Here is a 24,207-nt window from a genome sequence, read left to right on the forward strand (position 1 = left end):
CGGGGAACTGACGGGACAAGCCACGACGTACCCGCAGTCGCCCACGGGGCCGAGACACCACGGCGAAGGGGCGCCGAAACCGACCGGCGCCCCGGAGCTCACGCGTACGCGGCGATGTCCTTCACCACGGCGAAGCCGAGCCCATACGCGCTCATACCCCTGCCGTACGCCCCGACATGCACACCAGCCGACGTGGACCCGGCCAGCACCCACCCGAACTCGGACTCCCGGTAGTGGAACGCCGTCGGCACCCCGTCCACGGGAAGCGACAGCGTCGACCAGTCGGCCCCGTCGAGGTCGTCCGCCAGCACCCACGCCGTCTCGGTCTGCTGCTCCAGCCAGTCGTCCCGCAGCGCGTGGTCCATCTGCCCGGGCCAGGTGAAGGACAGCAGTCCGACGCCCGCGAGCCATGCCGCGGACGACACCGACGTGGCCTCCAGCAGCCCCGTACCGTCCGCCGTACGCCGTGAGGGGTTCGCGGCCACGGTCACGACGACCGCGAACTTCTCCTTGGATTCCAGATCGCCACCGGCGGCGTACTCGTTGCGCACCGAGGGCTCGTCCCCGTGTCCGATCGACCCGTGTTCGACGGCCCCGTCGGCCGTCGTGCCGACCTGCATCAGCCAGCGCGGCCCCGTGAAGGCCTCGTCGAGGCCGTACCAGGGGAAGGGCGCACGCAGGTAGCCGTCGACCGTACGCCGGGCGGAGGGGGTCTGTTGTCCACCCTCCGCGGCCGGCGTCTGCGCGACTGCCTGACTCGTCGTCTCCATGTGCCCGGACGCCTCCTCGCTCTAGTCGGACCGGAACGGCCCGCCCCCCTTCGGGCGTACTCGACACGGTCCGCACAACAACTGGGCAGCATAACCACACCGCTGCGAGCAGCAGGGAAACCGCCCGGCGCGTGGGCCGCACGGGCGCCCGGTTCAGGCCGTAGACAGCCCGACCGGAGTATGAAACGCGTCACGCGCCCAGGGGCGGCGCCCCTGAGCAGGTCGCTCAGGTGGCGTCCGCGTCGAAGGGCGGCCGGTCGTCCGGGGCGGACGGCTCGGGCTTCTTCGTCATGTCGATGCGGCCGCCGGAGGAACCGGCGGAGCCCGTGGACGAAGCCGAGGAGGGGTCGGCGTCACGGCTGTGGACGGCGTCGGTGACCTCGGCCATCTCCTTCTTCAGGTCGAAGCCGTTGCGGATCTCCTTGAGCCCCAGGTCCTCGTTGTCCAGCTGCTTGCGGATGAACGTCTTGGGGTTGAGGTCCTCGAACTCGAAGTCCTTGAACTCCGGGCCCAATTCCTGCCGGATGTCGTTCTTGGCGCTCTCCGAGAACTCACGGATCTTCCGGATGGTGCGCGTCACGTCCTGGATGACCTTGGGGAGCTTGTCCGGACCGAAGACGAGCACGGCAAGGACGATGAGCGTCACCAGCTCGAGTGGTCCTATGTCATTGAACACCTGAAGCTCCTTGCGATGTCCTCGGTCCTCGGTCCTCGGCCCTCGTGGTCGGTGCGGGTCTTGCCGTGGTCCGGGCCGGATCCACGGTACCCGGCGATCCAGTCCGACCGGTACTGTGCCGGGACCTCCGGGTGCGGGAGGTGGGAGCGCTTTCCCGATTGTTTGCCTTGTCGGTCCCTCGTGTACCTGTTGCGGCGAATCCGCGCGTCACGGACCTCATGTCTCAGCCACCGGAGGATCCGAGGACGAGCGAGACCTTCCGCTCCTTGCCACCCCGCTCGACGGTCAGCTCCAGCCGGTCGCCGGGGCGGTGCGCCCGGGTCTTGACGATCAGTTCCTCGCCGGAGTGCACCCGCAGGCCGTCGACCTCCGTGATGACGTCACCCGCCTTGATCCCGGCCTTGGCGCCCGGACCGCCGGCGGTGACCGGCGCGCCGCCCTCTCTGCCCTCGGCGGCGACGCGGGCACCGTCGCCCGTGTAGTCCATGTCGAGGGTGATGCCGATGACCGGGTGGGTCGCCTTCCCCGTGTTGATCAGCTCTTCGGCGACGCGTTTGCCCTGGTTGATCGGTATGGCGAAGCCGAGGCCTATCGAACCGGCCCGGCCGCTGTCCTGCCCGGAGCCGCCGCTCTCCGCCGAGCGGATGGCCGAGTTGATGCCGATGACCCGGGCCCGGGCGTCGAGCAGGGGCCCGCCGGAGTTGCCCGGGTTGATGGGCGCATCGGTCTGCAGCGCGTCGACGTACGACACATCGCTGCCGTCGCCCTTCTCACCGCCGGCCGTGATGGGCCGCTGCTTGGCGCTGATGATGCCGGAGGTGACGGTGCCGGCCAGGTCGAAGGGGGCGCCGATGGCCACGACCGGGTCGCCCACCTGCACGTTGTCCGAGTTGCCGAGGGGCAGCGGGGTGAGTCCGCTGACGCCCTTCACCTTCACGACGGCCAGGTCGTAGCCGCTGTCCCCGCCGATGACCTCGGCCTTGGCGGTCTGCCCTCCGTTGAAGGTCACGGTGATCTCGCCGCCCGAACCGGCGGGCTGCACGACGTGGTTGTTGGTGAGGATGTGTCCGCGGGTGTCGAGCACGAAGCCGGTCCCCGTGCCCTGCTCGTCGGCGCCGCTGACGTGCAGGGTGACCACGCTGGGCAGGGCCCGCCCGGCGATCCCGGCCACACTGTCCGCGTCCCGGGCGGTGGTCTCCTTCCCGGCCTGCGGCAGCTCGACGGTCCCGACGCCGCCGTTGCGCTCCAGGTACGTCCCGACGGCGCCGCCGATGCCCCCGGACACGACCGCGAGCAGTACGGCACCGAGCACGAGCGACTTCCTGCCCCGCCTGCGGCGCTGCTCCGTGCTGAGCACGGCGGCGCCGTTCTGCTGGAGGGGCCCTTGTCCCCCGGCGGCGGTGGGAGCCGCCCAGGGGTCGTAGCGCTGCCAGGGGTCGGCGGCCGGGGCGGGTGCCGGAACACCGGCGTAGGGCGGTGCGGCCGGGGCGGGGGCGGGGGTGCCGGTGGGTGTCTCGCCCGGCCCGTGAGCGGCCGTGGGGTGCGCGGCGGGGGCCGGGACCCCGGGCGCCGGGGTGGGCGGCGTGCCCTGGGCCGACGGCAGGGCCGGCTGCCCCGGCAGCGCCCCTGCCTGCGCCGGGGTCGCCGGGTGCTGGACGGGCGGCGCGGGCGCCCAGGGGCCGGGCTCGCCGTAGGGCGGGGTGCTGTACGGGTCGGGGTCGTGCAGCGGCTTGGGAGCTTCCTGCGATGCCGCGGCAGGTGAGGCGGCGGCGACAGGGACGTGCTGGTCCGGCTGCCGTGCGGCGGGGACCGGGGCAACGGCCTGGGCAGCGCCGTTGATCACGGCCTCATCCGCCTTCGCCGCACTGTGTGCCGGCGCGGTGGAGTCGCCCTCGGCCTCGGCCGGAACCGCCTCGGGACGCCTGAGCTCGTAGTCCCCGTCTTCGTCGGGCCGGGGCGCGGGGCGCGGCAGCTCGAAGTCCCCGTCGGCGCCGCCGCTACGGTCCGCCCGGGCCGACTCCGCCTTGCGCAGACCATCGACGCCCTGGCCCTCTTCGGCGGGGTTCTCCGTCGCGGCCAGGCTTTCTTTCACGCCCGAGCTTTCCGCCAGGTCCTGCCCTTCGGCCACAGCCTGGTCCTCTGTCCGGCCCCGGCTCCACGTCACGGCCTGGGCCTCCCTCACGCCCGAGCTCTCCGCCAAGCCCTGACCACCGGCCACGGCCCGGTCCTCTGCCACGCCCTGGTTCTCCGTCAGGCCCCGGCCCTCTCCCACGCGCGGGTCCGTTCCCTCCCGGTCCCCCGTCTGGTCCTGCGGTCGCGGACGGCTCCACCACTTCGCTTTCGTGGGCTTCCCCTCGTTCATGCTCTCCCCACAGCCGCGGCACGGCTCGTCGCGATGGCCGCAGTCCCTCGAACCGGCGCCCGGCCACACCTGGGCCGCGGGCGACAACCCCCGGATTCAATCAGGTTCGCGGGCCGGTGCGCAGAGGCCGGGTCAGTGAGCCGTACGCGGGGAGGCGGGCCAAGAGGGGGACGAGGTCGGGTCCGCGAGGGGCACGGCGAGCAGGGGAGCCGTGATCTCGGGGACCGCGGACCACGAGGTCAGAGCGGCCGGAGTGGCCGCCTCGAGCGGGCGTATCAACGGGGACATGACGGCGGCACCGGCGACCACCGGGGCGGTCAGCGCGTGCATCGCGTGGTGCCGGGCGGCGGACGGTACCCCGGGCAGCAGCGGGGCCGAGACCTCGGTCGGGGCGACCGGGGCGCGGCCGAGCAGGCTCTCGCCGTGCACCTGCCCGAGCAGCGGCGCCGTCCGGCGGCGCTGGGACTCGGGTGGCGTCACGGCGCCGGTGCCCTGGGTGCGCATGGGTGTCACGTTGCTCCCCGCGCCCTGGCCCCCGCGGGCCTCCGCATCGGTCGGGGTGCCGCCCGTGACGCCGCCCAGGGCGATCGCCGCCAGGGACACCGCACCGGCGGCCACGAACGCGAACCGCAGCCGCGAGGAGGACCGGTCGCCGTCGGGCCGGACGACGTCGTGGATGCGCAAGCCCCTCCCGGAGGCGAGGCCCCGGTGGCCGGACAGCGGGCCGCCGCCGGCCTCGGAGGGGAGGTTCCGGCTGACCGGGGGCGTGGGCAGGACGGGCAGGTGCGGCCGGGAGGGGGCGTACCCGAAGTCGAACCGCTCGCCGCGCTTCACTCCGAAGACCCCGGACGATCCGAACCGTCCCGACAGCCCTCCGGGCAGGCCTCCTCCGCCCGGCGGTGTGACATCACCGTCCGGGCCGCCGCCCGCGGGTAGTCCCTGCAGGCGGGCCAGGAAACTCTCGGAGGGGGGCGGCGGGGCCGCCTCCGCGAAGACGTTCTTCAGCCGGCGCTGGGCGTCCACCTCCGCCTTGCACTTCGGGCAGGTGGCCACGTGCGCCAGTACGCGCTCACGCGCGTCATGACCGAGCTCTCCGTCCACCAGGGCGGAGAGTCGGTCTCCCAGATGCTGCTCTGCGAGGTGACCCTCGGAGGCTTTCGGCCGAGATCCGCTCACGCGCTCGCGCCCCCTCCTCCCAGGGCGGGAACACGGGGCACGAAGGAGCGGCGCTCGGCTCGCGCCTGCGGGGAGCGATGCGCGAGGGCCTTGCGCAGCTGGGAGCGGCCGCGGTGGATCCGGGAGCGGACCGTGCCGAGCTTGACGCCGAGGGTCGCGGCGATCTCCTCGTAGGACAGTCCTTCGATGTCGCACAGGACGACCGCGGCGCGGAACTCGGGGGCGAGGGTGTCGAGGGCCTGCTGGACGTCCGCGTCGAAGTGCGCGTCGTTGAAGACCTGCTGCGGCGTGGGCTCCTTGCTCGGCAGACGCTCGGCCGCGTCCTCGCCGAGCGCGTCGAAGCGGATGCGCTGCTTGCGGCGGACCATGTCCAGGAAGAGGTTCGTGGTGATGCGGTGCAGCCAGCCCTCGAAGGTGCCCGGCGTGTAGGTCGACAGGGAGCGGAAGACGCGGACGAAGACCTCCTGAGTGAGGTCCTCCGCGTCGTGCTGGTTGCCGGTCAGACGGTAGGCGAGCCGGTAGACCCGGCCGCTGTGCGTGCTGACGATCTCCTCCCACGTGGGCGGAGTCCACGCCTGCCCGTCCGCGTCGGTGGTGAAGGTCGCGGTCTGGGCGAAGTCAGCGGCGTGACTGTGGTCAGCAGCGGTGTCGTTCACAGATGTCGGCCTGCCCGCCGGTCCGAAGAAGCGCCGGAGCACTCCTGCGCGATCCACAGGCGCAGCCGCACCTCCCCTGTCAGCTCTGGTGGTGTCCAGTGGAGCCCCTACCATAGCCACCTCGCCCGTTAGGACCGGATAAGCGGTTTTACGAGAATTTGATCTGTGCTGATACGCCTCGTACTGCTGCGTCGGCACTTGCTCGGCGTCCCGATCCACTGCCTGCCCCCCGTCACGACCCGCGCCACTTGCTCGTCCCTTTAAACGACCGGTCCCATCTGCGGGTTCCCGTGCCCAACGGATACAGTCACGCCCAGGCATTCACGGGGACAGGAGAGGGTCATTACCGGCAACCGGCAGACGAGCTGGGCGTTCGCCGACGCCTATGTCGCCGAGGACGAAACGCTGCAATGGGCCCGGGACCGGGCCCGCGAGGCAGGGTTGCGCTCGGTGACGCCCGGCACGGGCGCCGCGCTGCGGTTGCTGGCCGCGTCGGTCGACGCGAAGGCCGTCGCGGAGATCGGCACGGGCTGCGGGGTCTCCGGGATCCACCTCCTGCACGGTATGCGGCCGGACGGCGTCCTGACGACCGTGGACCCCGAGCCGGAGCACCAGCAGTTCGCCCGGCAGGCCTTCCGCGCCTCCGGCTTCGCCAGCAACCGGGCCCGCTTCATCCCGGGCCGGGCTCTGGATGTGCTGCCCCGCCTCGCGGACGCCGGTTACGACCTGGTCTTCTGTGACGGTGACCGCCTCGAGGTCATGGACTACCTCGCTGAATCGTTGCGTCTGCTGCGCACCGGCGGGCTGGTCGTCTTCGAGGGCGCCTTCGCCAACGGGCGGACGGTGGACTCCGGTCCCCAGCCCACGGAGGTGCTGCGGCTGCGGGAACTGCTGCGCGCGGTGCGCGAGAGCCAGGAGCTGGTGCCGTCCCTGCTGCCGGTGGGCGACGGGCTGCTGTGCGCGGTGAAGCGCTAGCCGGGTCGTCCGTCAGCGGAGCGACGGCCGGGCAGGCGCCGGTCAGCGGTGGGAAAACAGCCGCCCCGGCACCACAGGTGATGCCGGGGCAACTGAAAGGGTATGGTCGCTTGCGCGTCAGCCGACGACCTTCTTGAGGGCGTCGCCGAGCGCGTCGGCCTCGTCAGGGGTCAGCTCGACGACGAGCCGACCGCCGCCTTCGAGCGGAACGCGCATGACGATGCCCCGCCCCTCCTTGGTCACCTCGAGCGGGCCATCACCCGTTCGCGGCTTCATGGCCGCCATGCTCGTTCCCCTTCCTGAAACCCAGCTCATCGTCAAAGCCGACGGCCCCTGAGAAGGGCACACGTGCGGCCCTTGTGGCAGGACACGCGACACCGGCATCGAACACATTGCTTCCAGGCCATTATCCCGCATCCCAGGACCCGATGACCAACATCAGTCGGCATCGCTTGGGCAACGCACGCGAGCAAAACCACTCAATTCGGCGATGAGACTGCGATACTCCGCCACCGCACACACTTCCGCCGAAGCGATCCGGACGAGAATTGTTTGACGCAGGTCACACGTCCGGCCCGGTTCCTCGTCCGCGATCTCCGTCATGCTGTCCTGCAGACCCGGGGCGTACCGGCCGGTACGCCCCCGTTCCGCGACCCGGAGGGGAAACGCCATGGCCGACACCGTGCTCTACGAGGTGAGCGACGGACTCGCGACGATCACGCTGAACCGCCCGGAGGCGATGAACGCGCTGAACGTGGAGACCAAGGTCGCCCTGCGGGAGGCGGTCGAATCGGCGGCGGGCGACGACGCCGTGCGGGCGGTGCTGCTGACGGCCGCCGGGGACCGGGCGTTCTGCGTCGGGCAGGACCTGAAGGAGCACATCGGGCTGCTGGTCCAGGACCGGGAGACCGGCTCGGGGCAGACCATGAGCACCGTACGGGACCACTACAACCCGATCGTGCGGGCGCTGGCGGGGGCGGCGAAGCCGGTCGTCGCCGCGGTGAACGGCGTGGCGGCCGGGGCGGGCTTCGGCTTCGCGCTCGCCGCGGACTACCGGATCGTGGCGGACACGGCGGCGTTCAACACCTCGTTCGCCGGTGTGGCACTGACCGCCGACTCGGGGATCTCCTGGACGCTGCCGCGGGTGATCGGCCCGGGCCGCGCCACCGACCTGCTGCTCTTCCCGCGGAGCATCAGCGCGCAGGAGGCGTACGAGCTGGGCATCGCCAACCGGCTGGTGCCGGCCGGTGAGCTGCGCGCGGAGGCCGAGAAGGTGGCCCGGGCGCTGGCCGGCGGGCCGACGGTGGCGTACGCGGCGCTGAAGGAGTCCGTGGCGTACGGGCTCACGCACACGCTGGAGGAGGCCCTGGAGAAGGAGGACGAGCTCCAGACCCGGGCCGGCTCCTCCGAGGACCACGCCATCGCGGTGCAGGCTTTCGTCAACAAGGAGAAGCCGAAGTATCTGGGCCGCTGAGTCGGGGGCGCAAGCGCCGTCGGGGGCTGCGGGACCTGTGTGGTGGATCGCGCCCCGCGGCGGAGCCGCGGATCGACTCAGCTCCGCGCCGCTGAAGGGGCCCGCCTGGCCACGCAGGTTTCCAGGTGATCGTCGACCAGTCCGCACGCCTGCATCAGGGCGTACGCCGTGGTGGGGCCGACGAAGCGGAGGCCTCGCTTCTTCAGGGCCTTGGACAGGGCCGTCGACTCCGGGGTGACCGGTGGGACGTCGGACAGGGTCCTGGGGGCCGGGCGGCCGGCCGGGTCGGGGGCGTGGGACCAGATCAGTGCGTCCAGTTCGCCCGGGGACCATTCGGTCAGCGCACGCGCGTTGGCGAGGGTCGCGTCGATCTTGGCGCGGTTGCGGATGATGCCCGCGTCGGCCAGGAGGCGCTCGCGGTCCTCGTCGGTGAAGGCGGCCACCGCGGCGATCTTGAAGTCGGCGAAGGCGGCACGGAAGCCGGGGCGGCGACGCAGGATGGTGATCCACGACAGGCCGGACTGGAAGGCCTCCAGGCTGAGCCGCTCGAAGAGCGCGTCGTCGCCGTGGACGGGGCGGCCCCACTCCTCGTCGTGGTAGGCGACGTACTCGGGGGCGGACAGGGCCCAGGGGCAGCGCAGCGCGCCGTCCGGGCCGGCCAGGGCGGCGCCGTCGCTCACGGCCGGTCCTCCCGCCGCGGCTTGTCCATGGAGACGTGGTTCTCCCCGGTCGCCGCCGGGTGGACCGGCCCCTGGTCGGCGGCCGACCGGGCACCGGCCAGGGCGGACTCCAGGTCGGCGATGCGGGCGTCGCGCTCGGCGAGCTCGGCGCCCAGGCGGCTCAGGGCGTCGTCCACGTCGGCCATGCGGTAGCCGCGGGCGGCGAGCGGGAAGCGGAGTCCCTCGACGTCCGCGCGGTCGACCGGCCGGTCCGGGGGCAGCGGATCCCGCAGCCGCTCGGGGACCGCCTCGGGCAGCGGGGCGTTCTCGCCGCCGCCCACCACGGCGAGCGTCACCGCGGCGACCACGACGGCGAGCGCGACGACCAGGAACAGGAACATAACCATCGCGGGGCCCCCACGGCGGACGGATCGGACGCTGCGGACGTCCTCCGAGTCGGATGTTGTCAGGCTCCGATCGTGCCATGCGAGCGCGCCGGTTAGGGTCGCAGGCGGCGGAAGACGGGTCGTACCAGGAAAGGTCACAGGGGATGCTCAGGCTGGGCAAGCGGGAATTCGGAACACACGAGCCGGTGATCATGGCGATCGTGAACCGCACTCCGGACTCCTTCTACGACCAGGGCGCCACCTTCCGCGACGAGCCGGCCCTCGCGCGGGTGGAGCGGGCGGTGGCAGAAGGTGCCGCGATCATCGACATCGGCGGGGTCAAGGCCGGGCCGGGCGAGGAGGTCACGGCCGAGGAGGAGGCCCGGCGGACGGTCGGGTTCGTCGCGGAGGTACGGCGGCGGTTCCCGGACGTGATCATCAGCGTGGACACCTGGCGTGCCGAGGTCGGCGCGGCCGTGTGCGAGGCCGGCGCCGACCTGCTGAACGACGCGTGGGGCGGGGTCGATCCGGGGCTCGCGGAGGTCGCGGCCCGCTACCGGGTGGGGCTGGTGTGCACGCACGCGGGCGGCGCGGAGCCGCGGACGCGGCCGCACCGGATCGAGTACGACGACGTCATGGCGGACATCCTGGACGTGACGGTCGGGCTGGCCGAGCGGGCGCTCGCGCTGGGCGTGCCGCGGGAGTCGATCATGATTGACCCGGGGCACGACTTCGGGAAGAACACGCGGCACAGCCTGGAGGCGACGCGGCGGCTGGACGAGATGGCCGCCACCGGCTGGCCGGTGCTGGTGTCGCTGTCCAACAAGGACTTCGTCGGGGAGACGCTGGACCGGCCCGTGAAGGAGCGGGTCGTGGGGACGCTGGCCACGACGGCGGTGTCGGCGTGGCTGGGGGCGCAGGTGTACCGGGTGCACGAGGTGGCGGAGACGCGGCAGGTACTGGAGATGGTCTCGGCGATCGCGGGGCATGGGCGTCCTGCCGTCGCCCGGCGGGGGTTGGCTTAGCCCCGGGTACCAGGGGGCTCCGCCCCCTGGACCCCTGGACCCCCTGGTACCTGTGTCCATCCGCCGCCCGAATCGGTCGGACAGCAAGCCCGGCTCGCTCGCCTGACACGGTCGGACAGGAGGCCGGGCCGGAACAGACCCCTACCTGCCCGCCTCCTTCGACACCAGTGCCACCGCCTCGTCCACGTCGTCCGTCACGTGGAACAGCAGCAGGTCCTTCTCCGCCGCCTTGCCCTGGGCGATCACCGTGTCGCGGAGCCAGTCGACCAGGCCGCCCCAGTACTCGGTGCCGAAGAGGACGATCGGGAACCGGGTGACCTTCTGGGTCTGGACCAGCGTGAGGGCCTCGAAGAGTTCGTCGAGGGTGCCGAGGCCGCCGGGCAGGACCACGAAGCCCTGCGCGTACTTGACGAACATCATCTTCCGCACGAAGAAGTAGCGGAAGTTCAGGCCGATGTCGACGTACGGGTTCAGCCCCTGCTCGAACGGCAGTTCGATACCGAGGCCGACCGAGATGCCCTTCGCCTCCAGGGCGCCCTTGTTGGCCGCCTCCATCGCGCCCGGGCCGCCGCCGGTGATGACGGCGAACCCCGCGTCGACCAGGCCCTGTCCCAGCCGGACGCCCGCCTCGTACTCGGGCGAGTCCGCCGGGGTCCGGGCCGAGCCGAACACGCTGATCGCGGGCGGGAGTTCGGCGAGCGTGCCGAAGCCCTCGATGAATTCCGACTGGATGCGCAGCACCCGCCAGGGGTCGGTGTGGACCCAGTCGGAGGGGGCCCGCTCGTCCAGCAGCCGTTGGTCGGTGGTGCTGGCCTGCACCTGGTCCCGCCTCTGGAGGACCGGGCCCAGGCGCTTTTCCTCCGGCGGCTGCTTCTTCCCCTCGGGGTTGCCGGTCGCCATGTGCGCTCCCTCCGTCGTGCCTGTCTTTCCACCTCAGCGTAGATCTACGCGGGTTACGAACGAGGGACGTGAGCATGTCCGCGATGCAGCGGCGTAAACCCGTGGGGGGTCCGGCGGGCTCAGGCGGTCAGCCAGTTCCGCAGGCGCTCCTCGCCCGCGAGGATCTTGGTGACCTCCACGCGCTCGTCCCGCTTGTGCGCCAAGTGGGGGTTGCCGGGGCCGTAGTTGACGGCGGGGACGCCGAGCGCGGAGAAGCGGGAGACGTCCGTCCAGCCGTACTTCGGCATCGGGGTGCCGCCGACCGCCTCGATGAACGCCTTGGCCGCCGGGTGGGACAGTCCGGGCATCGCCGCGCCGCTGTGGTCGACGACCTCGAACTCCTCGACCCCGCAGTCCGCGAAGACCTCACGGACGTGTGCGACGGCCTCCTCGGGCGTGCGGTCGGGGGCGTAGCGGAAGTTGACGGTGACGACGCACTCGTCGGGGATCACGTTGCCGGCCACTCCCCCGCCGATCCCCACGGCGTTGAGGCCCTCGCGGTACTCCAGGCCGTCGATGACCGGCCGGCGGGGCTCGTAGGAGGCCAGGCGGGCGAGGATCGGGGCCGCGGCGTGGATCGCGTTGGAGCCCATCCAGCCGCGTGCCGAGTGGGCCCGTTCGCCCGTGGTCTTCAGCAGCACCCGCAGCGTGCCCTGGCAGCCGCCCTCGACCTGGCCGTCCGACGGCTCCAGCAGCACCGCGAAGTCGCCCTCCAGCCACTCGGGGTGCGCCTCGGAGACATGCTTGAGGCCGTTCAGCTCCGCGGCGACCTCCTCGTTGTCGTAGAAGACGAAGGTCAGGTCGCGGTTGGGCGCGGGGACCGTGGCCGCGATGCGCAGCTGCACGGCGACGCCGGACTTCATGTCGCAGGTGCCGCAGCCCCACAGGACGCCGTCCTCGTCGAGCCGGGAGGGGACGTTGTCCGCCACGGGGACGGTGTCGATGTGGCCGGCCAGGATCACCCGCTCCGAGCGGCCCAGGTTCGTGCGGGCCACGACGTTGTTGCCGTACCGGTCGACCGTCAGGTGGGGCAGCGCGCGCAGCGCGGTCTCGATCGCGTCCGCGAGGGGCTCCTCGGTGCCGCTCTCGGAGCGGAAGTCGACGAGCCGTGCGGTGAGCTGCGCGGCGTCCAGCGTGAGGTCAAGCGAGGTGTCGGCCATGCCGTCGACCCTAACGCGCCGGGCTGCGCCCTCACTCTTCCCACCCGGCTCATACCACTCCGTACTCTCCAGTACCTTGTACGGCGTGCCAGAGTCGTCCTCTCCCCAGCGTCGTGGCCGCCTCTTCCGATGCGGAGCCGCTCTCGTGGCCCTGCTCGCGGTCGCCGGTTACGTCGTCGTGCAGTACATCACCGGGGGCTCGGGCGGACCGGGCTGCAAGGTCGTCTCGGGCAAGGGCGACGGGGCGTCGTACGAGTTCACGCCCGAGCAGGCGGTGAACGCGGCGACGATCACCGCGGTCGGGACCGCGCGCGGGCTGCCCGAGCGGGCCGTGACCATCGCGCTGGCGACCGCGCTGCAGGAGTCGGCCCTGCGCAACATCAGGCACGGCGACCGGGACTCCCTCGGCCTGTTCCAGCAGAGGCCTTCGCAGGGCTGGGGAACGCCGAAGGAGATCATGGACCCGACGTACTCGGCCGGTGAGTTCTACGAGCACCTGGTCAAGGTGCCCGGCTACACCCGGCTGCCGCTCACCGTCGCCGCGCAGCGCGTGCAGCGCAGCGGCTTCCCGCAGGCCTACGCCAAGCACGAACCGGACGCCGCGCTGCTTGCCGCGGCCCTGACCGGGCAGTCGGCGGCCACGCTGACCTGTGAGGGCCGCCCGGCCGCGACCCGGGCCTCGGGCCCGGACGGGGTGCGTGCCGCGCTCGTGCGGGACTTCGGGCGCGATGTGCTGGAGCCGGCCGGGGCCGAGGTGAGCGGTGCGCCGACGGCCGCGCCCACGCCGTCCCCGAGCGCCGCGGGCGGGACCGGTGGGCGGACCGTGACACTGCCGGTGACCGCCGACACGGGGGCGACGGCCGGGCGGAGCGCCGACCGGCGGGGCTGGCAGCTGGCGCACTGGGCCGTGGCCAACGCCTCGGAGCTGCACATCGCGCGCGTCACCTACGCGGGACGCGAGTGGGTCGCAGGGAACACCGCCAGCCAGTGGCGGGACCCCGCCGCGAAGGGCACCGCGGGGTCGGAGCGGAACGCGGACGCCGTCCGCATCGTCACGATGGGCTAGGGCCTGTCGTTTGGATGATGGCGCAGGGCATCGGCAGCATCTGTGCCCCGCGTCTGCGTCATGATCCAAACGACAGGCCCTAGATCGCACAGGGGTGCGGGGACTCACCCGCGGGGATTACCCGCACGGCCCGGCCGCGACGGTGTGCGCAGGTTTTCACACCCTCACCCGGGAGGCCGGGAAATTCCTTGGCGGCACAGGGCGGGAAGGATTCGGCAGGCTTTCCGGCGAACGCCTCTTTGCCCGTTTTTATCCGCAGCCGATTATGCGACGCATTGCCAACTCTTTACGTTGCGGCGCCGCAACCTTCGCGGGCTTCGAGCGGTAGTCACTGCGTCCGAGCCGGGGAGCTCGACAGCCGGTCGATCAACTGCCAGCCCCGGTCGGACACTTCACAAAGCCCACTTTTCTCTCCCGTCGAAGGAGCACCATGTCCCTCCCCCTGACCCGCCGTATCGCCCGTGCCGCGCTGATCGTCGCTGCGGGAGCGGCTGCCGGGGTCGGTGCGGCCGGCTCCGCCAGCGCGGCCCCCGAGCTGCCCGCCAGCCCGAACCTCGGTGGCCTGACCGCCCTGGACGGGGCGAACGTCGGCAACACCGTCGACGGCGCGGCGCAGAAGGGCACCGAGTCCGCCGGCGAGACCGGCGGCAAGACCGTTGAGAAGGCGGTGCCGGACGCGGGCAAGACCAGCGGCAACACGGTCAAGAAGACCACGCCCGTCGCGCAGAAGGCGGCCGGTGACGCGGCCGGTTCCGCCGGTCGGCTCGTCGGCGACACGGCCCGTCCGGCCAAGGGCGGTCTGCCGACGAACTCCCTTCCCAAGGGCGGCGTGCCGTCCGCGGACTCGCTGCCGGTGAAGAGCCTGCCGGTCGGCTGACCCACCCGTGTCACAACGCCGAAGGGGTCCGGGGAGCTTCCCCGGACCCCTTCGGTGTGCTCGGCAGGGCTCAGGGAGCGCTCCTGGACCCCTTCGGCGTGCTCGGCGGCGCTCACAGACGCCGGACGGCCGCCGCCACCCTCTCGTCCGTCGCCGTCAGCGCCACGCGGACGAACTCCGCACCCGCCGGGCCGTAGAAGTCGCCGGGGGCCACGAGGATGCCGCGCTTGGCGAGGTGGTCGACCGTGTCCCAGCAGGACTCGCCCCTGGTGGCCCACAGGTAGAGGCTGGCCTCGCTGTGCTCGATGCGGAAGCCGTGGGTGACCAGGGCCTCGCGCAGCAGCTCACGGCGGGAGGTGTAGCGCTCGCGCTGGACGCGGACGTGGTCGTCGTCGCCGAGGGCCGCGATCACCGCCGCCTGCGTCGGGGCCGACGTCATCATGCCGCCGTGCTTGCGGATCTCCAGCAGCGGGCCGAGGACCGCCGGGTCACCGGCCAGGAAGGCCGCGCGGTAGCCCGCGAGGTTCGAGCGCTTGGAGAGGGAGTGCACGGAGACGATGCCGTCGTACGAGCCGCCGTTGACGTCCTGGTGCAGCACCGAGACCGGGTCGGCCTCCCAGCCCAGCTCCAGGTAGCACTCGTCGGAGACGAGCAGGACGCCGTGGGCGCGGGCCCAGGCGACGATCCGGGTCAGCTCCTCCTTGGAGAGGACCTTGCCGGTGGGGTTCGACGGGGAGTTCAGCCAGAGCAGCTTCAGACCCTCGGGGTCCAGCTCCGTCGGGTCGTCGTAGACCTCGTACGCGGCGCGGGCCAGCCGTGCGCCGACCTCGTACGTCGGGTAGGCCAGGCGCGGGTAGGCCACCCGGTCGCCGGGGCCGAGGCCCAGCTGGGTCGGGAGCCAGGCGACGAGTTCCTTGGAGCCGACGATCGGCAGCACGTGGTGGTGCGTGACGTCCCGGGCGCCGAGGCGGCGCTCCACCCAGCCGGTGATCGCGTCGCGCAGCTCGGGCGTGCCCCAGACGGTCGGGTAGCCCGGCGAGTCGGCGGCGGCCACCAGTGCCTTCTGGATCAGCTCGGGCACCGGGTCGACCGGGGTGCCGACGGACAGGTCGACGATGCCGTCCGGGTGGGCGGCTGCCGTGGCCTTGTACGGGGCCAGCTTGTCCCAGGGGAAGGTGGGCAAGCGGTCGGAGACTGCGGACACGGGTTCTGGCTCACTTTCTGGTACGTACGAGCCGGTGACGGCAAACGCCTCGGCCCCGTACGGCGATCAGCGGGTGATCGGGCCGTACGGGACCGAGGCGGCACGGAGTGCGGGCCGCTCTTACTGGTTCTGCGGCGGCAGCGCGGCGACGAAGGGGTGGTCGCGCTCGATCAGCCCCAGCTTGCTGGCGCCGCCCGGCGAGCCGAGCTCGTCGAAGAACTCGACGTTCGCCTTGTAGTAGTCCTTCCACTCCTCGGGAGTGTCGTCCTCGTAGAAGATCGCCTCAACCGGGCAGACCGGCTCACAGGCACCACAGTCGACGCATTCGTCCGGGTGGATGTACAAGGACCGCTGGCCCTCGTAGATGCAGTCGACCGGGCACTCCTCGATGCACGCCTTGTCCTTGACGTCGACACAAGGCTGCGCGATGACGTAGGTCACGCTGTCGTTCCTCCTCGATAGGGCGCTGGCGGGCCTCCTCAGGCTCCGCCGCCTGGCGCGCGGGAGCGCGGCGTCGTCGATGCCCGCCCCTAGTATCTCCGTTCCTGGGCATGATCCGAACAGGAGGGGTGAACTGACCTGTGGAAATCTCTGCCGCCGGGCGACTCGAGGTCCGTATCACCGCTGCTGACGTGGGCAAACGGGTCTCCGTGCGGAGCTTGATCGAACATGAGGCTCCGGGTGAGAAGTTCACCGACACGGTCGGTGTTCTCACATCATGGGACAACGGTGTGCTGCTCATCACACGCAAGAGCGGCGAGAGCGTCCGCATCGCGGAATCGGCGCTGGTCGCGGGCAAGACCGTGCCGCCCGCACCGGCGCGTCGCCGCGGTCCGGCCGCCTCCTACGAGGAGCTGGCCCGGGTCGCCGCGCGGGCCTGGCGGCCCGTGGAGAGCGAACGGCTCGGCGAGTGGGAGCTGCGGGCCGCGTCGGGATTCACCCGGCGGGCCAACTCGGTGCTGCCGCTGGGCGAGCCGGGCGTGCCGCTCGACGAGGCGCTCGCGGCCGTACGGCGCTGGTACGGCGAGCGCGGGCTGCCCGCCTACGTCCAGACCGCGACCGGGGCCGAGGGCACGCAGGAGCTGCTCTGCGCGGAGCTGGAGCGGCGGGGCTGGGTGCGGGAGGTGACGGCCGAGCTGTGGGTCGGGCCACTGGCGCCGGTCGCCGACCTGGGCGACCCGGACGAGGTCGTGCTGTCCCGGGAGGCCGGTGACGGGTGGCTGGCCCGGTACCAGCGCAAGGGCGTGAGCGAGGTGGCGCTGCGGGTGCTCGCGAGCGGGCCGTCGGTGTGGTTCGCGACCGTGCCCGGGGCGGCCGAGGGGGCGCCCCCGGCCGCCATCGGACGGTGCGTCGTGGACGGGCGGTGGGCCGGGTTCGCCGCCGTCGAGGTCGATCCGGCGCTGCGGCGGCGGGGTCTCGCGACGGCCGTGATGGCCGCGCTGGCCCGCCGGGCGCTCGACGAGGGCGCGTCGGCGGCGTGGCTCCAGGTCGAGGCCGACAACGCGGGAGCGCGGGCGCTGTACGCCGGGATGGGCTTCTCCGCGCACCACGCCTACCACCACTACCGGGCACCGGATGCCGACGGCACCGGAAACGGCCGGTAACCGATCGTCGTGAGAGGGCACGAGCCAGTCATGCGTCCCCCGTACCCCCCGTCCCCGGAACGCTCCGCCGAGCTGCGGCGGCGGTTCGCCGAGGAGGCCCGCTCCGAGCGGCCCGACCTGTCGACGCTGTGCCTGCTGGTGGGGGCGGAGGCGGACCGGGAGCTGGACGAGGCGGGCCTGGACGCCGCACAGGTCGAGCTGGACCGGCTGGCCGGGCTGCTGCCGTACCGGCCGGCCGGGCCGCGGGCGTGGGCGGTGGCCCTGCGGGAACTGCTCGGTGAGCGGATGGGGTTCCACGGCACCCCGGGCGACTACCAACGTCTGGAGTCGTCGCTGCTGCACGAGGTGCTGCGGCGGCGCAGGGGGCTGCCGATCCTGCTGTCCGTGGTGTGGATGGAGGTGGCCAGGCGGGCGGGGGCGCCGGTGTACGGGGTGGCCCTGCCGGGACACTTCGTGGTCGGGTTCGGGCCCGAGGAGGGGCAGGTGCTGGCGGATCCGTTCGACGGGGGGCGGGTGCTGAGCGGGGCCGATGCGGAGGTGCTGGTGGCCGGGGCCACGGGGGCGGGGATCGATCCGTCGATGCTGCGGCCGGCCGATCCGCTGGACGTGGTGCTGCGGATCCTGAACAACGTGCGGGCGTGGGCGGCGGCCCGGCCCGAGCGGTCGGACGTGGCGTTGTGGGCGGTGGAGCTGTCGCTGCTGCTGCCGTCCCATCCGGCGCGGTTGCGGTACGAGCGGGCGCGGTTGCTGGTGCAGCGGGGGGAGTTTCTCGGTGGGGCCTTGGAGTTGGAGGCCTATGCGGAGGTGGTCTCGGCGGTGGACGAAGGGGCCGCTGAGCGGGTGCGGGGGGAGGCTTTGGCGGCCAGGGCGAGGCTCAACTGACGCCTCCTCGCCGTAGGGGTTCCGTGGTCGTGCGTGTGCGGGTGCGTGGGGGCTGGTCGCGCAGTTCCCCGCGCCCTTTCGGGGCCGGTCTACAACCAGCCCTTCTCACGTGCCACGCGGACCGCCTCCGCGCGGTTTCGTACCGCCAGTTTCTGGATCGCCGTGGAGAGGTAGTTGCGGACCGTGCCCTGGGAGAGGTGCAGGGTCGCCGCCAGTTCCGCGTTCGTGGAGCCGTCGGAAGCCGCCCGGAGGACCTCGCGCTCGCGGTCCGTCAGCGGGTTGGCGCCCTCCGCGAGGGCCGCTGCCGCGAGGGTGGGGTCGATGACGCGTTCGCCGGTGAGGACCTTGCGGATCGCCTCCGCGAGCTGGGCCGCGGGGGCGTCCTTGACCAGGAAGGCGTCGGCGCCGGACTCCATCGCGCTGCGCAGGTAGCCGGGGCGGCCGAAGGTGGTGAGGATGACCAGCTTCACGACCGGGAGTTCGGCGTGCAGACGGGCCGCGGCCTCTATGCCCGTCGCGCCGGGCATCTCGATGTCCAGGAGGGCCACGTCCACGCCGTGGGCACGGGCCGCCTCCAGGACCTCGTCGCCGCGGGCCACCTGGGCGACGACCTCGATGTCCTCCTCCAGGCCGAGCAGGGCGGCCAGGGCCTCGCGGACCATCGACTGGTCCTCGGCGAGCAGGACCTTGATCGTGCGGCTCATGCGGGGGATCCTACGTCCGCCGGTCCGGCCGTGGGCACGCGGGCGACCAGGCGGAACCCGTACTTGAACGGGCCCGCCTCCAGGGTGCCGCCCGCCTTGGTGAGGCGTTCGGTCAGACCCGCGAGGCCGTTGCCGTCGCCGGTGCCCGTGCCGCCCGAGCCGTCGTCCTCGACGGTGAGTTCCAGCACCGGCCCGTCGAGGGTCTGACGGCGCACCAGCTCGACCGTGCAGCGGCGGGCGCCGCTGTGCCGTACGACGTTGGTGACGGCCTCGCGCAGCGCCCACGCCAGGGCGGACTCGCTCTCCTCGGGCACACCGTCGAAGCCCGGTTCGGCGGGCAGTTCGGCGGTGACGCCGGCCGCGGTCAGGGCGACCCGGGCACCGGCCAGTTCGGCGTTCAGGCGGGGGCGGCGGTAACCGGTGACGGCCTCCCGTACGTCGACCAGGGCCTGGCGGCTGACCTGCTCGATGTCGGCGACCTGCTGGGCCGCCTCGTCGGGACGGTCGGGCAGCATCCGCCCGGCCAGCTCGCTCTTCAGCGTGATCAGGGACAGGGAGTGGCCGAGCAGGTCGTGCAGGTCCCTGGCCAGGCGCAGGCGCTCCTCGTTGGCGGCGAGCTGGGCGACGGTGGCCCGGGCCTCGCGCAGGGCGATGGTGGTCCGGACGAGTTCGCGCACACCGGTCATCGCGAAACCGCCGAGCAGGGCGGGGATGAGCAGCCCCGCCAGGTAGGAGTGTCCGTCCGGTACGGCGAACGCCACGGCGGTCAGCACCGCGCAGGCGCCCGGGACCGTCCAGCGGGCCATGCGCAGCGGCAGGGCGGCGCCGGACGCGATCGACACGTACACGAACAGCACCATCCACTCGCGGCCCAGGGTGAGGGCGAGGAGCGTGGACTGGGCCGCCAGGACCCCGAGCGAGCCGAGCACCAGGCCGTTGCGCTCACCGCGGCCGGTGCGGAACACCAGCAGCATGTACCAGGTGACGAACGCGGCCAGGCCGAGCCAGCCGAGGATCCGCACACCGGTGCTGTGGCCGCCGTGCAGCAGGTCGCTGACGGGGGCGCTCAGGTAGACCAGCCAGATGCCGGTCCACAGCGACTTCACCACGCGCTGCCGGCGGTTGACCGGGCGCTGTCCGATACCGACGCCGACGTCGTTCACGCCTTCAGGGTGTCCTTCCGGTACAGCCAGGCCGCGCCACCCGCGAACAGGACGAACGACACCACCAGGACGGCGAGGTCCTGGACGTGCGGGGCCCGGCTCTGCTCGATGGCCTGCCCGAGGGCAGCGTACGCGTGCGTCGGCAGCCACTTCGCGACGGCCTGGAGCCAGTCCGGGAAGGTCGTCGTGGGCATCCACAGACCGCCGAGCATGGACAGGCCGAAGTAGGTGATCATCGTGATCGGCCGGACCGCGTCCCCGCTGGCGAGGTAGCCGAGGGCGACGCCGAGCGCGGCGAAGACGAGGCTGCCGGCCCAGATCGCGCCGGTGAGGGCCAGCCACTGCCAGGCGTCCAGGGTCACGCCCTTCACGGCGGCGGCGACGGCGAACACGATGACGATGGACGGCAGGCTGACGACGGCGGCGCTCGCGGTCTTGGCGAGGACGTAGCCGCGGCCGGGCAGCGTGGTCAGGCGCAGTTGACGTATCCAGCCGCCCTCGCGCTCCTTGGCGATGCGCTCGCTGTTGCCCATGAGGACGGCCGTGAGGGCGCCGAAGGACGCCATGGAGACCATCATGTAGGTCGGGAGGGTCAGGTCGCTGCCGGGGACCTTCGTGGTGCTGTCGGCGTTGCCCGCGATGATCAGGAACAGCACCGACGGGTAGATCACGGAGAAGAACAGGAACTTGCGGTTGCGCAGGGCGCGGGTGAGTTCCAGCTTGATCAGGCTGTTCACTTGGACTTCGCCTCCTCGGCGGTGGTGATGGCGACAAAGGCCTGCTCCAGGCCGAGTCCGGCGACTTCCAGGTTGCGGGGGAAGACACCGAGGCCGTACACGGCGTGGACGGTGGCGTCGGCGTCGGAGGACTGGATGCGCACGGTCCGGCCGGAGATGTCGATGCCGGTCAGGCAGGGCAGGGCGCGCAGGGCCGCCTCGTCGATGGTCCGCTCCAGGTCGAAGGAGATCCTGCGGGCGCCCGCCCTGCCCTTGATCTCGGCGGCCGTGCCTTCGGCGAGGAGCCGGCCGCGGTGCAGGACGAGGACCCGGTCGGCGACGGCGTCGGCCTCTTCCAGGTAGTGAGTGGCGAAGAGGACGGTCCGGCCCTGGTCGGCCTGCTCGCGCATGGTGGCCCAGAAGCCCTGACGGGTGGTGACGTCCATGCCGGTGGTGGGTTCGTCCAGGACGACGAGGTCACTGTCGCCTGCGGTGGCGAGGGCGAAGCGGACGCGCTGGGCCTGGCCGCCGGAGAGCTTGTCGACCTTGCGGCCGGCGATCTGTGTGATGCCCGCCCGGGACAGCACCTCGGAGGGCCGGTGGGCCTTCGGGTGCAGGTCGCAGGCGAGCCCTACCAGTTCGGCGACCGTGACCTCGCCCATGAGGCCGCCGCTTTGCAGCATGGCGCCCACCCGCCCGGCGACGATGGCCTCCCGGGGGCTGGTACCGAAGAGCCGGACCGTGCCGCTGTCAGGATTCTTCAGGCCGAGCAGGAGGTCGAGGGTGGTGGACTTGCCGGCGCCGTTGGGACCGAGCAGCGCCACCGTCTCCCCCGGCCTGAGGTCCAGGGTCAGTGCGTCCACCGCGCGGACGCTGCCGTATGCCTTGCTCACCTGGTCGAACGCGACCACCGAGGCTGTCGTTGTCATACGGACATCGTGGCTTCGGGAGTGCGGGCGGGGGCAGTGCCCGATGTCCGGACTGCCGCATGACAGGTGTCATGCCGACGGGATGACGACGAGAGCCCCCGTCCGCACCGGGCGGGGGCTCTCCTGCGACGGTCGGCCGGAGGTCAGTTCGGCTTGGTGTCGATGACTCCGACGCGCTCCGCGGGCGTCTTGCCCCGCAGGGCCTTGCGCAGGGCCGTCACGACGTCCTGTGGCGTGACGTCGCGCTTGCCGCTCGCGCCCTCGATCTGCACGCCGTCGAAGGTCGTGCCGTACGCCTCCTGAAGCGCCTTGAGGTTGTACGTGTCCACGAGCTTGCCGTCGACGGCCTTGAAGCTGAGGATCTTCGGCAGCGACAGCGCGCCGAACGGGATGCTGTGCGCCGGGTCGGTCTGCACGATGGCCTTGGCGGACATCGCGGGCTGTGCGAAGTCCTTCAGCACCCGGTCGACCTCGGCGTTCGAGACGGTCGGCTGCCGGGTCGTGGTCGGCAGGTTCACCACGCCGGAGGCGCCGGTCTCCACCTGGGTGCGGTACGCCTCCTCCACGACCGTCGTCGACTTGGCGAGGTCGACGCCCTTGCCGGTCTTGCCGTACACGGGGACGGCCTTGCCGCCCTTGAACTCGATCGTGCCGTCGGTCGACGCGCCGGAGGCGCCCGACGCCTCCTCCAGGGAGGCGTGCAGCTTCTCCTCGTCGACGGGCATGACCGGCGTGACGACGCGGTGGTTGCCGAACAGCGAGCCGATCACGGAGACCGGGTTGTAGTCGCTCTTCGCCGCCGCGTCGGCCGTGGCGTCCATGTCGAACTGCAGGCCCGCCTTGTCCGGGTCGAGGGCGACGGTCTTGCCGCCCACGGACAGCTTCAGCGGCGTGCCGACGCGGTCGTCGAAGGCCTCGTCGAGCTTCCTGACGGCGCCGTCACGGGTCGTGCCGCCGATGTCGACGCCGAGCACGGTGGTGCCCTTGGGCACGTCGGTGCGGTTCATCAGCAGACCGGCGCCGTAGACGGCGCCGGCGGCCACGACCGCGCCGACCGCGAGCAGCACGAGCTTGTTGCGGCCCTTCTTCTTCGGTGCCTTGGAGGAGCTCGCCGGGGGCGGGGAGACCGGCTCGGGCAGCTTCGGGGCGGCGTGCGGCACCGGGCCGTCGGCGGGTGCGCCCGGGCCGAACGGCGAGGCCGTGCCGGGCGTCACGACGGGCATGCCGCTGGTGACGGTGTGCCCGGAGACGTTGTCGTGCCGGGGTCCGTAGCCCTGGCCGTCCGGCGGTTCGGGGGCCGGCTTCTGCGGGGTGAGGACGGCGGTGTCGTCGCTCATGCCACCGGCGGGGCCGGCAGCCGCGGCGCCGGGAGCGGCCGGAGCGCCCGGGCCGCCGCCTATGGCTCCGGGACCGCCGGGGCCTCCCGCCCTGCCGGGGGTGTTGAAGGCGCCGGGGGCTCCGGGACCGCCCGGGGTGCCGGTGCGGCCGGGCTCGTCGAAGGCCTCGGGAGCGCCGGGCCTGCCCTGCTCGCCGAAGCCGCCGGGAGCACCGGGGGCACCGGGGGTGTTGAAGGCACCGGGTCCGCCCGGGCCGCCGGGCGTGCTGAAGGAGTCCCGCGCCCCGGGGCCGCCCTGCTCGGCGAAACCGCCCGGGCCGCCGGCCGGCGGCACCATCGGGCCCTCGCCGGTGACCGGTCCGCCGGTCGGGCCTGCCGGGCGCCGGGACCCGGGGCCACCGGACGTGCCGTTCGCGCCGAAGCCGTCGGACGGGCCCGGGCCGCCGGCCTGACCGCCGTAGCCGCTCTGGCTGTTCTGACCTGCCTGCCCGTTCTGCCCGTTCTGGCCGTCGCGGCCGTTGTCTGAGAAGTACGGCAGGTCGTCGCGGCGCGGTTCGGTGCCGCCCGGGGCGGGGCGTGAGGCGTTGCCCAGCGGGCCCGCCGCCAGGGCCTCGGTGACGTCGAAGGAGCCGGTGCCGCCGCCGTGCCCGGGCGCGACGGGGCCGCCGGTGGCGCCGCCCGGAAGCCCGGCACCGTTGGTGCCGCCGGACCGGGAACCGCCCGGCGCGCCCATGGAGCCGACCACGCCGCCGGGCCGGCCGGCGCCCGGCCGCGTCCCACCGGACGCACCGGCACCGGAGCCGGAACCCGGCGCCGCCGCACCGGGAGCACCCGCTCCGGGACGCGAACCGCCCGGCATTCCGGCACCGTTGGTGGAGCCGCTGCCCGGACCGCCCTTGCCGCCGCCCGACTTGCGGGGCGCGAACCAGTCGCTGGCCGGCTTGTCGTCGCCCTGCTGCGCGGGTTCGGCGGGAGGCTCGGCCGGTGCCGGGGACGGGGTGGTGCCCGGGGCCGTCGACGTCTCACCGCGCGTGTCGGTGTCGGCCGTGTTCTCCGTCTCCGCGACGGGCTTGCGCACCACCACGGGCGGAATGGGCCGCGACCCGGGGATGTTGATCCGGATCCGGGTCGTCAGCGTGGTCTCGGTCTTGCGTTCCTCCGGCCGTGTGGCGGAACGGCCCGCGTCCGCACCGGCGTCGGAGACCGCCGGGGTCCCGTACGGCGGCGTACCCGACGGGTAGGCGGCTCCGCCGCGCCCGTTGGGCCCGGAGGACGGAGTGTCAGTTTCACGACTCAAGGCAGGTTCTCCCGGTTGGCTCCGCCGCCCGTCACGACCTCACGATGGGGGTCCCCCCTGCACGAGCGAGTCGAGCGCTTGGGGGAGGCTCGGCGGCGCGCACCACCATACTGGCCACTTCTCGCCCGTATCCCGTGACCGCCTTGGAAACCCACACCGGACCCCCACGGC

General features: G+C 72.7%; 25 protein-coding genes. 7 read left to right on the plus strand and 18 right to left on the minus strand.

Annotated elements, in window-relative coordinates; translation table 11 throughout:
• Positions 1–98: 98 nt before the first annotated feature.
• The 5 genes from ACFZDI_RS02710 to sigE all read right to left on the minus strand — a co-directional run bounded on the left by ACFZDI_RS02710 (position 99) and on the right by sigE (position 5,754).
• On the minus strand, positions 99–770 hold the full coding sequence (locus ACFZDI_RS02710; RefSeq protein WP_391247278.1) for a hypothetical protein: 672 nt from the start codon (positions 768–770) through the stop codon (positions 99–101).
• A 226-nt stretch (positions 771–996) separates the two neighbouring features.
• Entirely contained in the window at positions 997–1,446 is a 450-nt protein-coding gene (locus tag ACFZDI_RS02715) for a sec-independent translocase (RefSeq protein WP_234850126.1), read from the minus strand.
• Positions 1,447–1,669: 223 nt separating this feature from the next.
• On the minus strand, positions 1,670–3,808 hold the full coding sequence (locus tag ACFZDI_RS02720; protein ID WP_391247280.1) for a trypsin-like peptidase domain-containing protein: 2,139 nt from the start codon (positions 3,806–3,808) through the stop codon (positions 1,670–1,672).
• Positions 3,809–3,940: 132 nt separating this feature from the next.
• Positions 3,941–4,984: a zf-HC2 domain-containing protein gene (locus ACFZDI_RS02725; RefSeq protein ID WP_391247282.1), complete on the minus strand. Its 1,044-nt coding sequence runs from the start codon at positions 4,982–4,984 to the stop codon at positions 3,941–3,943.
• Entirely contained in the window at positions 4,981–5,754 is a 774-nt protein-coding gene (gene sigE / locus ACFZDI_RS02730; RefSeq protein WP_234846136.1) for an RNA polymerase sigma factor SigE, read from the minus strand. The genes ACFZDI_RS02725 and sigE overlap by 4 nt, the downstream gene beginning before the upstream one ends.
• A gap of 162 nt (positions 5,755–5,916) precedes the next feature.
• On the opposite strand from sigE, the gene ACFZDI_RS02735 reads away from it, so the two are divergent.
• Positions 5,917–6,615, plus strand: coding sequence for an O-methyltransferase (locus tag ACFZDI_RS02735; RefSeq protein WP_276616026.1), 699 nt, complete (start codon positions 5,917–5,919; stop codon positions 6,613–6,615).
• A gap of 117 nt (positions 6,616–6,732) precedes the next feature.
• Here ACFZDI_RS02735 and ACFZDI_RS02740 read toward each other — a convergent pair whose 3' ends face one another.
• Together ACFZDI_RS02740 and ACFZDI_RS02745 are read right to left on the minus strand one after the other, a co-directional pair.
• The gene (locus ACFZDI_RS02740) at positions 6,733–6,900 is read right to left on the minus strand and encodes a DUF3117 domain-containing protein (protein WP_003966491.1); all 168 of its coding nucleotides are present in this window, start codon (positions 6,898–6,900) and stop codon (positions 6,733–6,735) included.
• Between the two features lie 153 nt (positions 6,901–7,053).
• Complete coding sequence (locus ACFZDI_RS02745; protein WP_391247284.1) at positions 7,054–7,218, minus strand: hypothetical protein; 165 nt, start codon at positions 7,216–7,218, stop codon at positions 7,054–7,056.
• A gap of 67 nt (positions 7,219–7,285) precedes the next feature.
• Here ACFZDI_RS02745 and ACFZDI_RS02750 point away from each other — a divergent pair, with 67 nt between their 5' ends.
• Complete coding sequence (locus tag ACFZDI_RS02750; protein WP_361119928.1) at positions 7,286–8,089, plus strand: enoyl-CoA hydratase-related protein; 804 nt, start codon at positions 7,286–7,288, stop codon at positions 8,087–8,089.
• Between the two features lie 77 nt (positions 8,090–8,166).
• On the opposite strand, the gene ACFZDI_RS02755 is transcribed toward ACFZDI_RS02750, so the two are convergent.
• The gene (locus tag ACFZDI_RS02755) at positions 8,167–8,769 is read right to left on the minus strand and encodes a DNA-3-methyladenine glycosylase I (RefSeq protein WP_308287394.1); all 603 of its coding nucleotides are present in this window, start codon (positions 8,767–8,769) and stop codon (positions 8,167–8,169) included.
• Positions 8,766–9,155: a DivIVA domain-containing protein gene (locus ACFZDI_RS02760; protein WP_391247287.1), complete on the minus strand. Its 390-nt coding sequence runs from the start codon at positions 9,153–9,155 to the stop codon at positions 8,766–8,768. Before ACFZDI_RS02760 ends, ACFZDI_RS02755 begins: the two co-directional genes overlap by 4 nt.
• A gap of 143 nt (positions 9,156–9,298) precedes the next feature.
• Between ACFZDI_RS02760 and folP the strand changes: the two genes are divergently transcribed.
• The gene (gene folP, locus ACFZDI_RS02765; protein WP_234846141.1) at positions 9,299–10,159 is read left to right on the plus strand and encodes a dihydropteroate synthase; all 861 of its coding nucleotides are present in this window, start codon (positions 9,299–9,301) and stop codon (positions 10,157–10,159) included.
• Between the two features lie 141 nt (positions 10,160–10,300).
• Here the strand turns inward: folP and ACFZDI_RS02770 are convergent, their stop codons facing one another.
• Both ACFZDI_RS02770 and dapE read right to left on the minus strand, forming a co-directional pair.
• Positions 10,301–11,059, minus strand: a complete 759-nt coding sequence (locus tag ACFZDI_RS02770; protein ID WP_234846142.1) for a TIGR00730 family Rossman fold protein — start codon at positions 11,057–11,059, stop codon at positions 10,301–10,303.
• Between the two features lie 119 nt (positions 11,060–11,178).
• Positions 11,179–12,258, minus strand: a complete 1,080-nt coding sequence (gene dapE, locus ACFZDI_RS02775) for a succinyl-diaminopimelate desuccinylase (RefSeq protein WP_234846143.1) — start codon at positions 12,256–12,258, stop codon at positions 11,179–11,181.
• Positions 12,259–12,403: 145 nt separating this feature from the next.
• On the opposite strand from dapE, the gene ACFZDI_RS02780 reads away from it, so the two are divergent.
• Positions 12,404–13,324 carry a heavy metal transporter gene (locus tag ACFZDI_RS02780; protein WP_234846144.1) on the plus strand — a complete coding sequence of 307 codons (921 nt, stop codon included), beginning with the start codon at positions 12,404–12,406 and terminating at the stop codon, positions 13,322–13,324.
• Positions 13,325–13,754: 430 nt separating this feature from the next.
• The gene (locus ACFZDI_RS02785) at positions 13,755–14,201 is read left to right on the plus strand and encodes an ATP-binding protein (RefSeq protein ID WP_391247290.1); all 447 of its coding nucleotides are present in this window, start codon (positions 13,755–13,757) and stop codon (positions 14,199–14,201) included.
• 112 nt (positions 14,202–14,313) lie between these two features.
• On the opposite strand, the gene ACFZDI_RS02790 is transcribed toward ACFZDI_RS02785, so the two are convergent.
• The gene (locus ACFZDI_RS02790; RefSeq protein WP_391247292.1) at positions 14,314–15,405 is read right to left on the minus strand and encodes a bifunctional succinyldiaminopimelate transaminase/glutamate-prephenate aminotransferase; all 1,092 of its coding nucleotides are present in this window, start codon (positions 15,403–15,405) and stop codon (positions 14,314–14,316) included.
• Positions 15,406–15,525: 120 nt separating this feature from the next.
• A complete protein-coding gene (gene fdxA / locus ACFZDI_RS02795) occupies positions 15,526–15,846 on the minus strand; it encodes a ferredoxin (protein WP_003973842.1) in 321 nt (106 codons plus the stop codon).
• A 140-nt stretch (positions 15,847–15,986) separates the two neighbouring features.
• On the opposite strand from fdxA, the gene ACFZDI_RS02800 reads away from it, so the two are divergent.
• Positions 15,987–17,009 carry a GNAT family N-acetyltransferase gene (locus ACFZDI_RS02800; RefSeq protein WP_234846148.1) on the plus strand — a complete coding sequence of 341 codons (1,023 nt, stop codon included), beginning with the start codon at positions 15,987–15,989 and terminating at the stop codon, positions 17,007–17,009.
• 30 nt (positions 17,010–17,039) lie between these two features.
• Positions 17,040–17,891 carry a transglutaminase-like domain-containing protein gene (locus ACFZDI_RS02805; protein ID WP_234846149.1) on the plus strand — a complete coding sequence of 284 codons (852 nt, stop codon included), beginning with the start codon at positions 17,040–17,042 and terminating at the stop codon, positions 17,889–17,891.
• Positions 17,892–17,980: 89 nt separating this feature from the next.
• Here the strand turns inward: ACFZDI_RS02805 and ACFZDI_RS02810 are convergent, their stop codons facing one another.
• The 5 genes from ACFZDI_RS02810 to ACFZDI_RS02830 form a co-directional block, all read right to left on the minus strand.
• Entirely contained in the window at positions 17,981–18,595 is a 615-nt protein-coding gene (locus ACFZDI_RS02810) for a response regulator (RefSeq protein ID WP_391247295.1), read from the minus strand.
• A complete protein-coding gene (locus tag ACFZDI_RS02815) occupies positions 18,592–19,758 on the minus strand; it encodes a histidine kinase (RefSeq protein WP_391247297.1) in 1,167 nt (388 codons plus the stop codon). The genes ACFZDI_RS02810 and ACFZDI_RS02815 overlap by 4 nt, the downstream gene beginning before the upstream one ends.
• Positions 19,755–20,495 carry an ABC transporter permease gene (locus tag ACFZDI_RS02820; RefSeq protein ID WP_391247299.1) on the minus strand — a complete coding sequence of 247 codons (741 nt, stop codon included), beginning with the start codon at positions 20,493–20,495 and terminating at the stop codon, positions 19,755–19,757. Before ACFZDI_RS02820 ends, ACFZDI_RS02815 begins: the two co-directional genes overlap by 4 nt.
• The gene (locus tag ACFZDI_RS02825; RefSeq protein ID WP_391247301.1) at positions 20,492–21,403 is read right to left on the minus strand and encodes an ATP-binding cassette domain-containing protein; all 912 of its coding nucleotides are present in this window, start codon (positions 21,401–21,403) and stop codon (positions 20,492–20,494) included. Before ACFZDI_RS02825 ends, ACFZDI_RS02820 begins: the two co-directional genes overlap by 4 nt.
• Before the next feature lie 143 nt (positions 21,404–21,546).
• Positions 21,547–24,036 carry a hypothetical protein gene (locus tag ACFZDI_RS02830; protein ID WP_234846155.1) on the minus strand — a complete coding sequence of 830 codons (2,490 nt, stop codon included), beginning with the start codon at positions 24,034–24,036 and terminating at the stop codon, positions 21,547–21,549.
• Positions 24,037–24,207 lie beyond the last annotated feature (171 nt).

The sequence above is a fragment of the Streptomyces sp. NPDC007907 genome, assembly GCF_042959365.1.
GTDB lineage: Bacteria > Actinomycetota > Actinomycetes > Streptomycetales > Streptomycetaceae > Streptomyces > Streptomyces indiaensis.

Coding starts and splice junctions, on each gene's coding strand:
- ACFZDI_RS02810 (WP_391247295.1), bottom strand. CDS start 18,595: ATGAGCCGCACGATCAAGGTCCTGCTCGCCGAGGACCAGTCGATGGTC.
- ACFZDI_RS02770 (WP_234846142.1), bottom strand. CDS start 11,059: ATGGCGACCGGCAACCCCGAGGGGAAGAAGCAGCCGCCGGAGGAAAAG.
- ACFZDI_RS02760 (WP_391247287.1), bottom strand. CDS start 9,155: ATGGTTATGTTCCTGTTCCTGGTCGTCGCGCTCGCCGTCGTGGTCGCC.
- ACFZDI_RS02720 (WP_391247280.1), bottom strand. CDS start 3,808: ATGAACGAGGGGAAGCCCACGAAAGCGAAGTGGTGGAGCCGTCCGCGA.
- ACFZDI_RS02785 (WP_391247290.1), top strand. CDS start 13,755: ATGTCCCTCCCCCTGACCCGCCGTATCGCCCGTGCCGCGCTGATCGTC.
- sigE (WP_234846136.1), bottom strand. CDS start 5,754: ATGGTAGGGGCTCCACTGGACACCACCAGAGCTGACAGGGGAGGTGCG.
- dapE (WP_234846143.1), bottom strand. CDS start 12,258: ATGGCCGACACCTCGCTTGACCTCACGCTGGACGCCGCGCAGCTCACC.
- ACFZDI_RS02825 (WP_391247301.1), bottom strand. CDS start 21,403: ATGACAACGACAGCCTCGGTGGTCGCGTTCGACCAGGTGAGCAAGGCA.
- ACFZDI_RS02710 (WP_391247278.1), bottom strand. CDS start 770: ATGGAGACGACGAGTCAGGCAGTCGCGCAGACGCCGGCCGCGGAGGGT.
- ACFZDI_RS02805 (WP_234846149.1), top strand. CDS start 17,040: ATGCGTCCCCCGTACCCCCCGTCCCCGGAACGCTCCGCCGAGCTGCGG.
- ACFZDI_RS02740 (WP_003966491.1), bottom strand. CDS start 6,900: ATGGCGGCCATGAAGCCGCGAACGGGTGATGGCCCGCTCGAGGTGACC.
- ACFZDI_RS02745 (WP_391247284.1), bottom strand. CDS start 7,218: ATGACGGAGATCGCGGACGAGGAACCGGGCCGGACGTGTGACCTGCGT.
- ACFZDI_RS02750 (WP_361119928.1), top strand. CDS start 7,286: ATGGCCGACACCGTGCTCTACGAGGTGAGCGACGGACTCGCGACGATC.
- folP (WP_234846141.1), top strand. CDS start 9,299: ATGCTCAGGCTGGGCAAGCGGGAATTCGGAACACACGAGCCGGTGATC.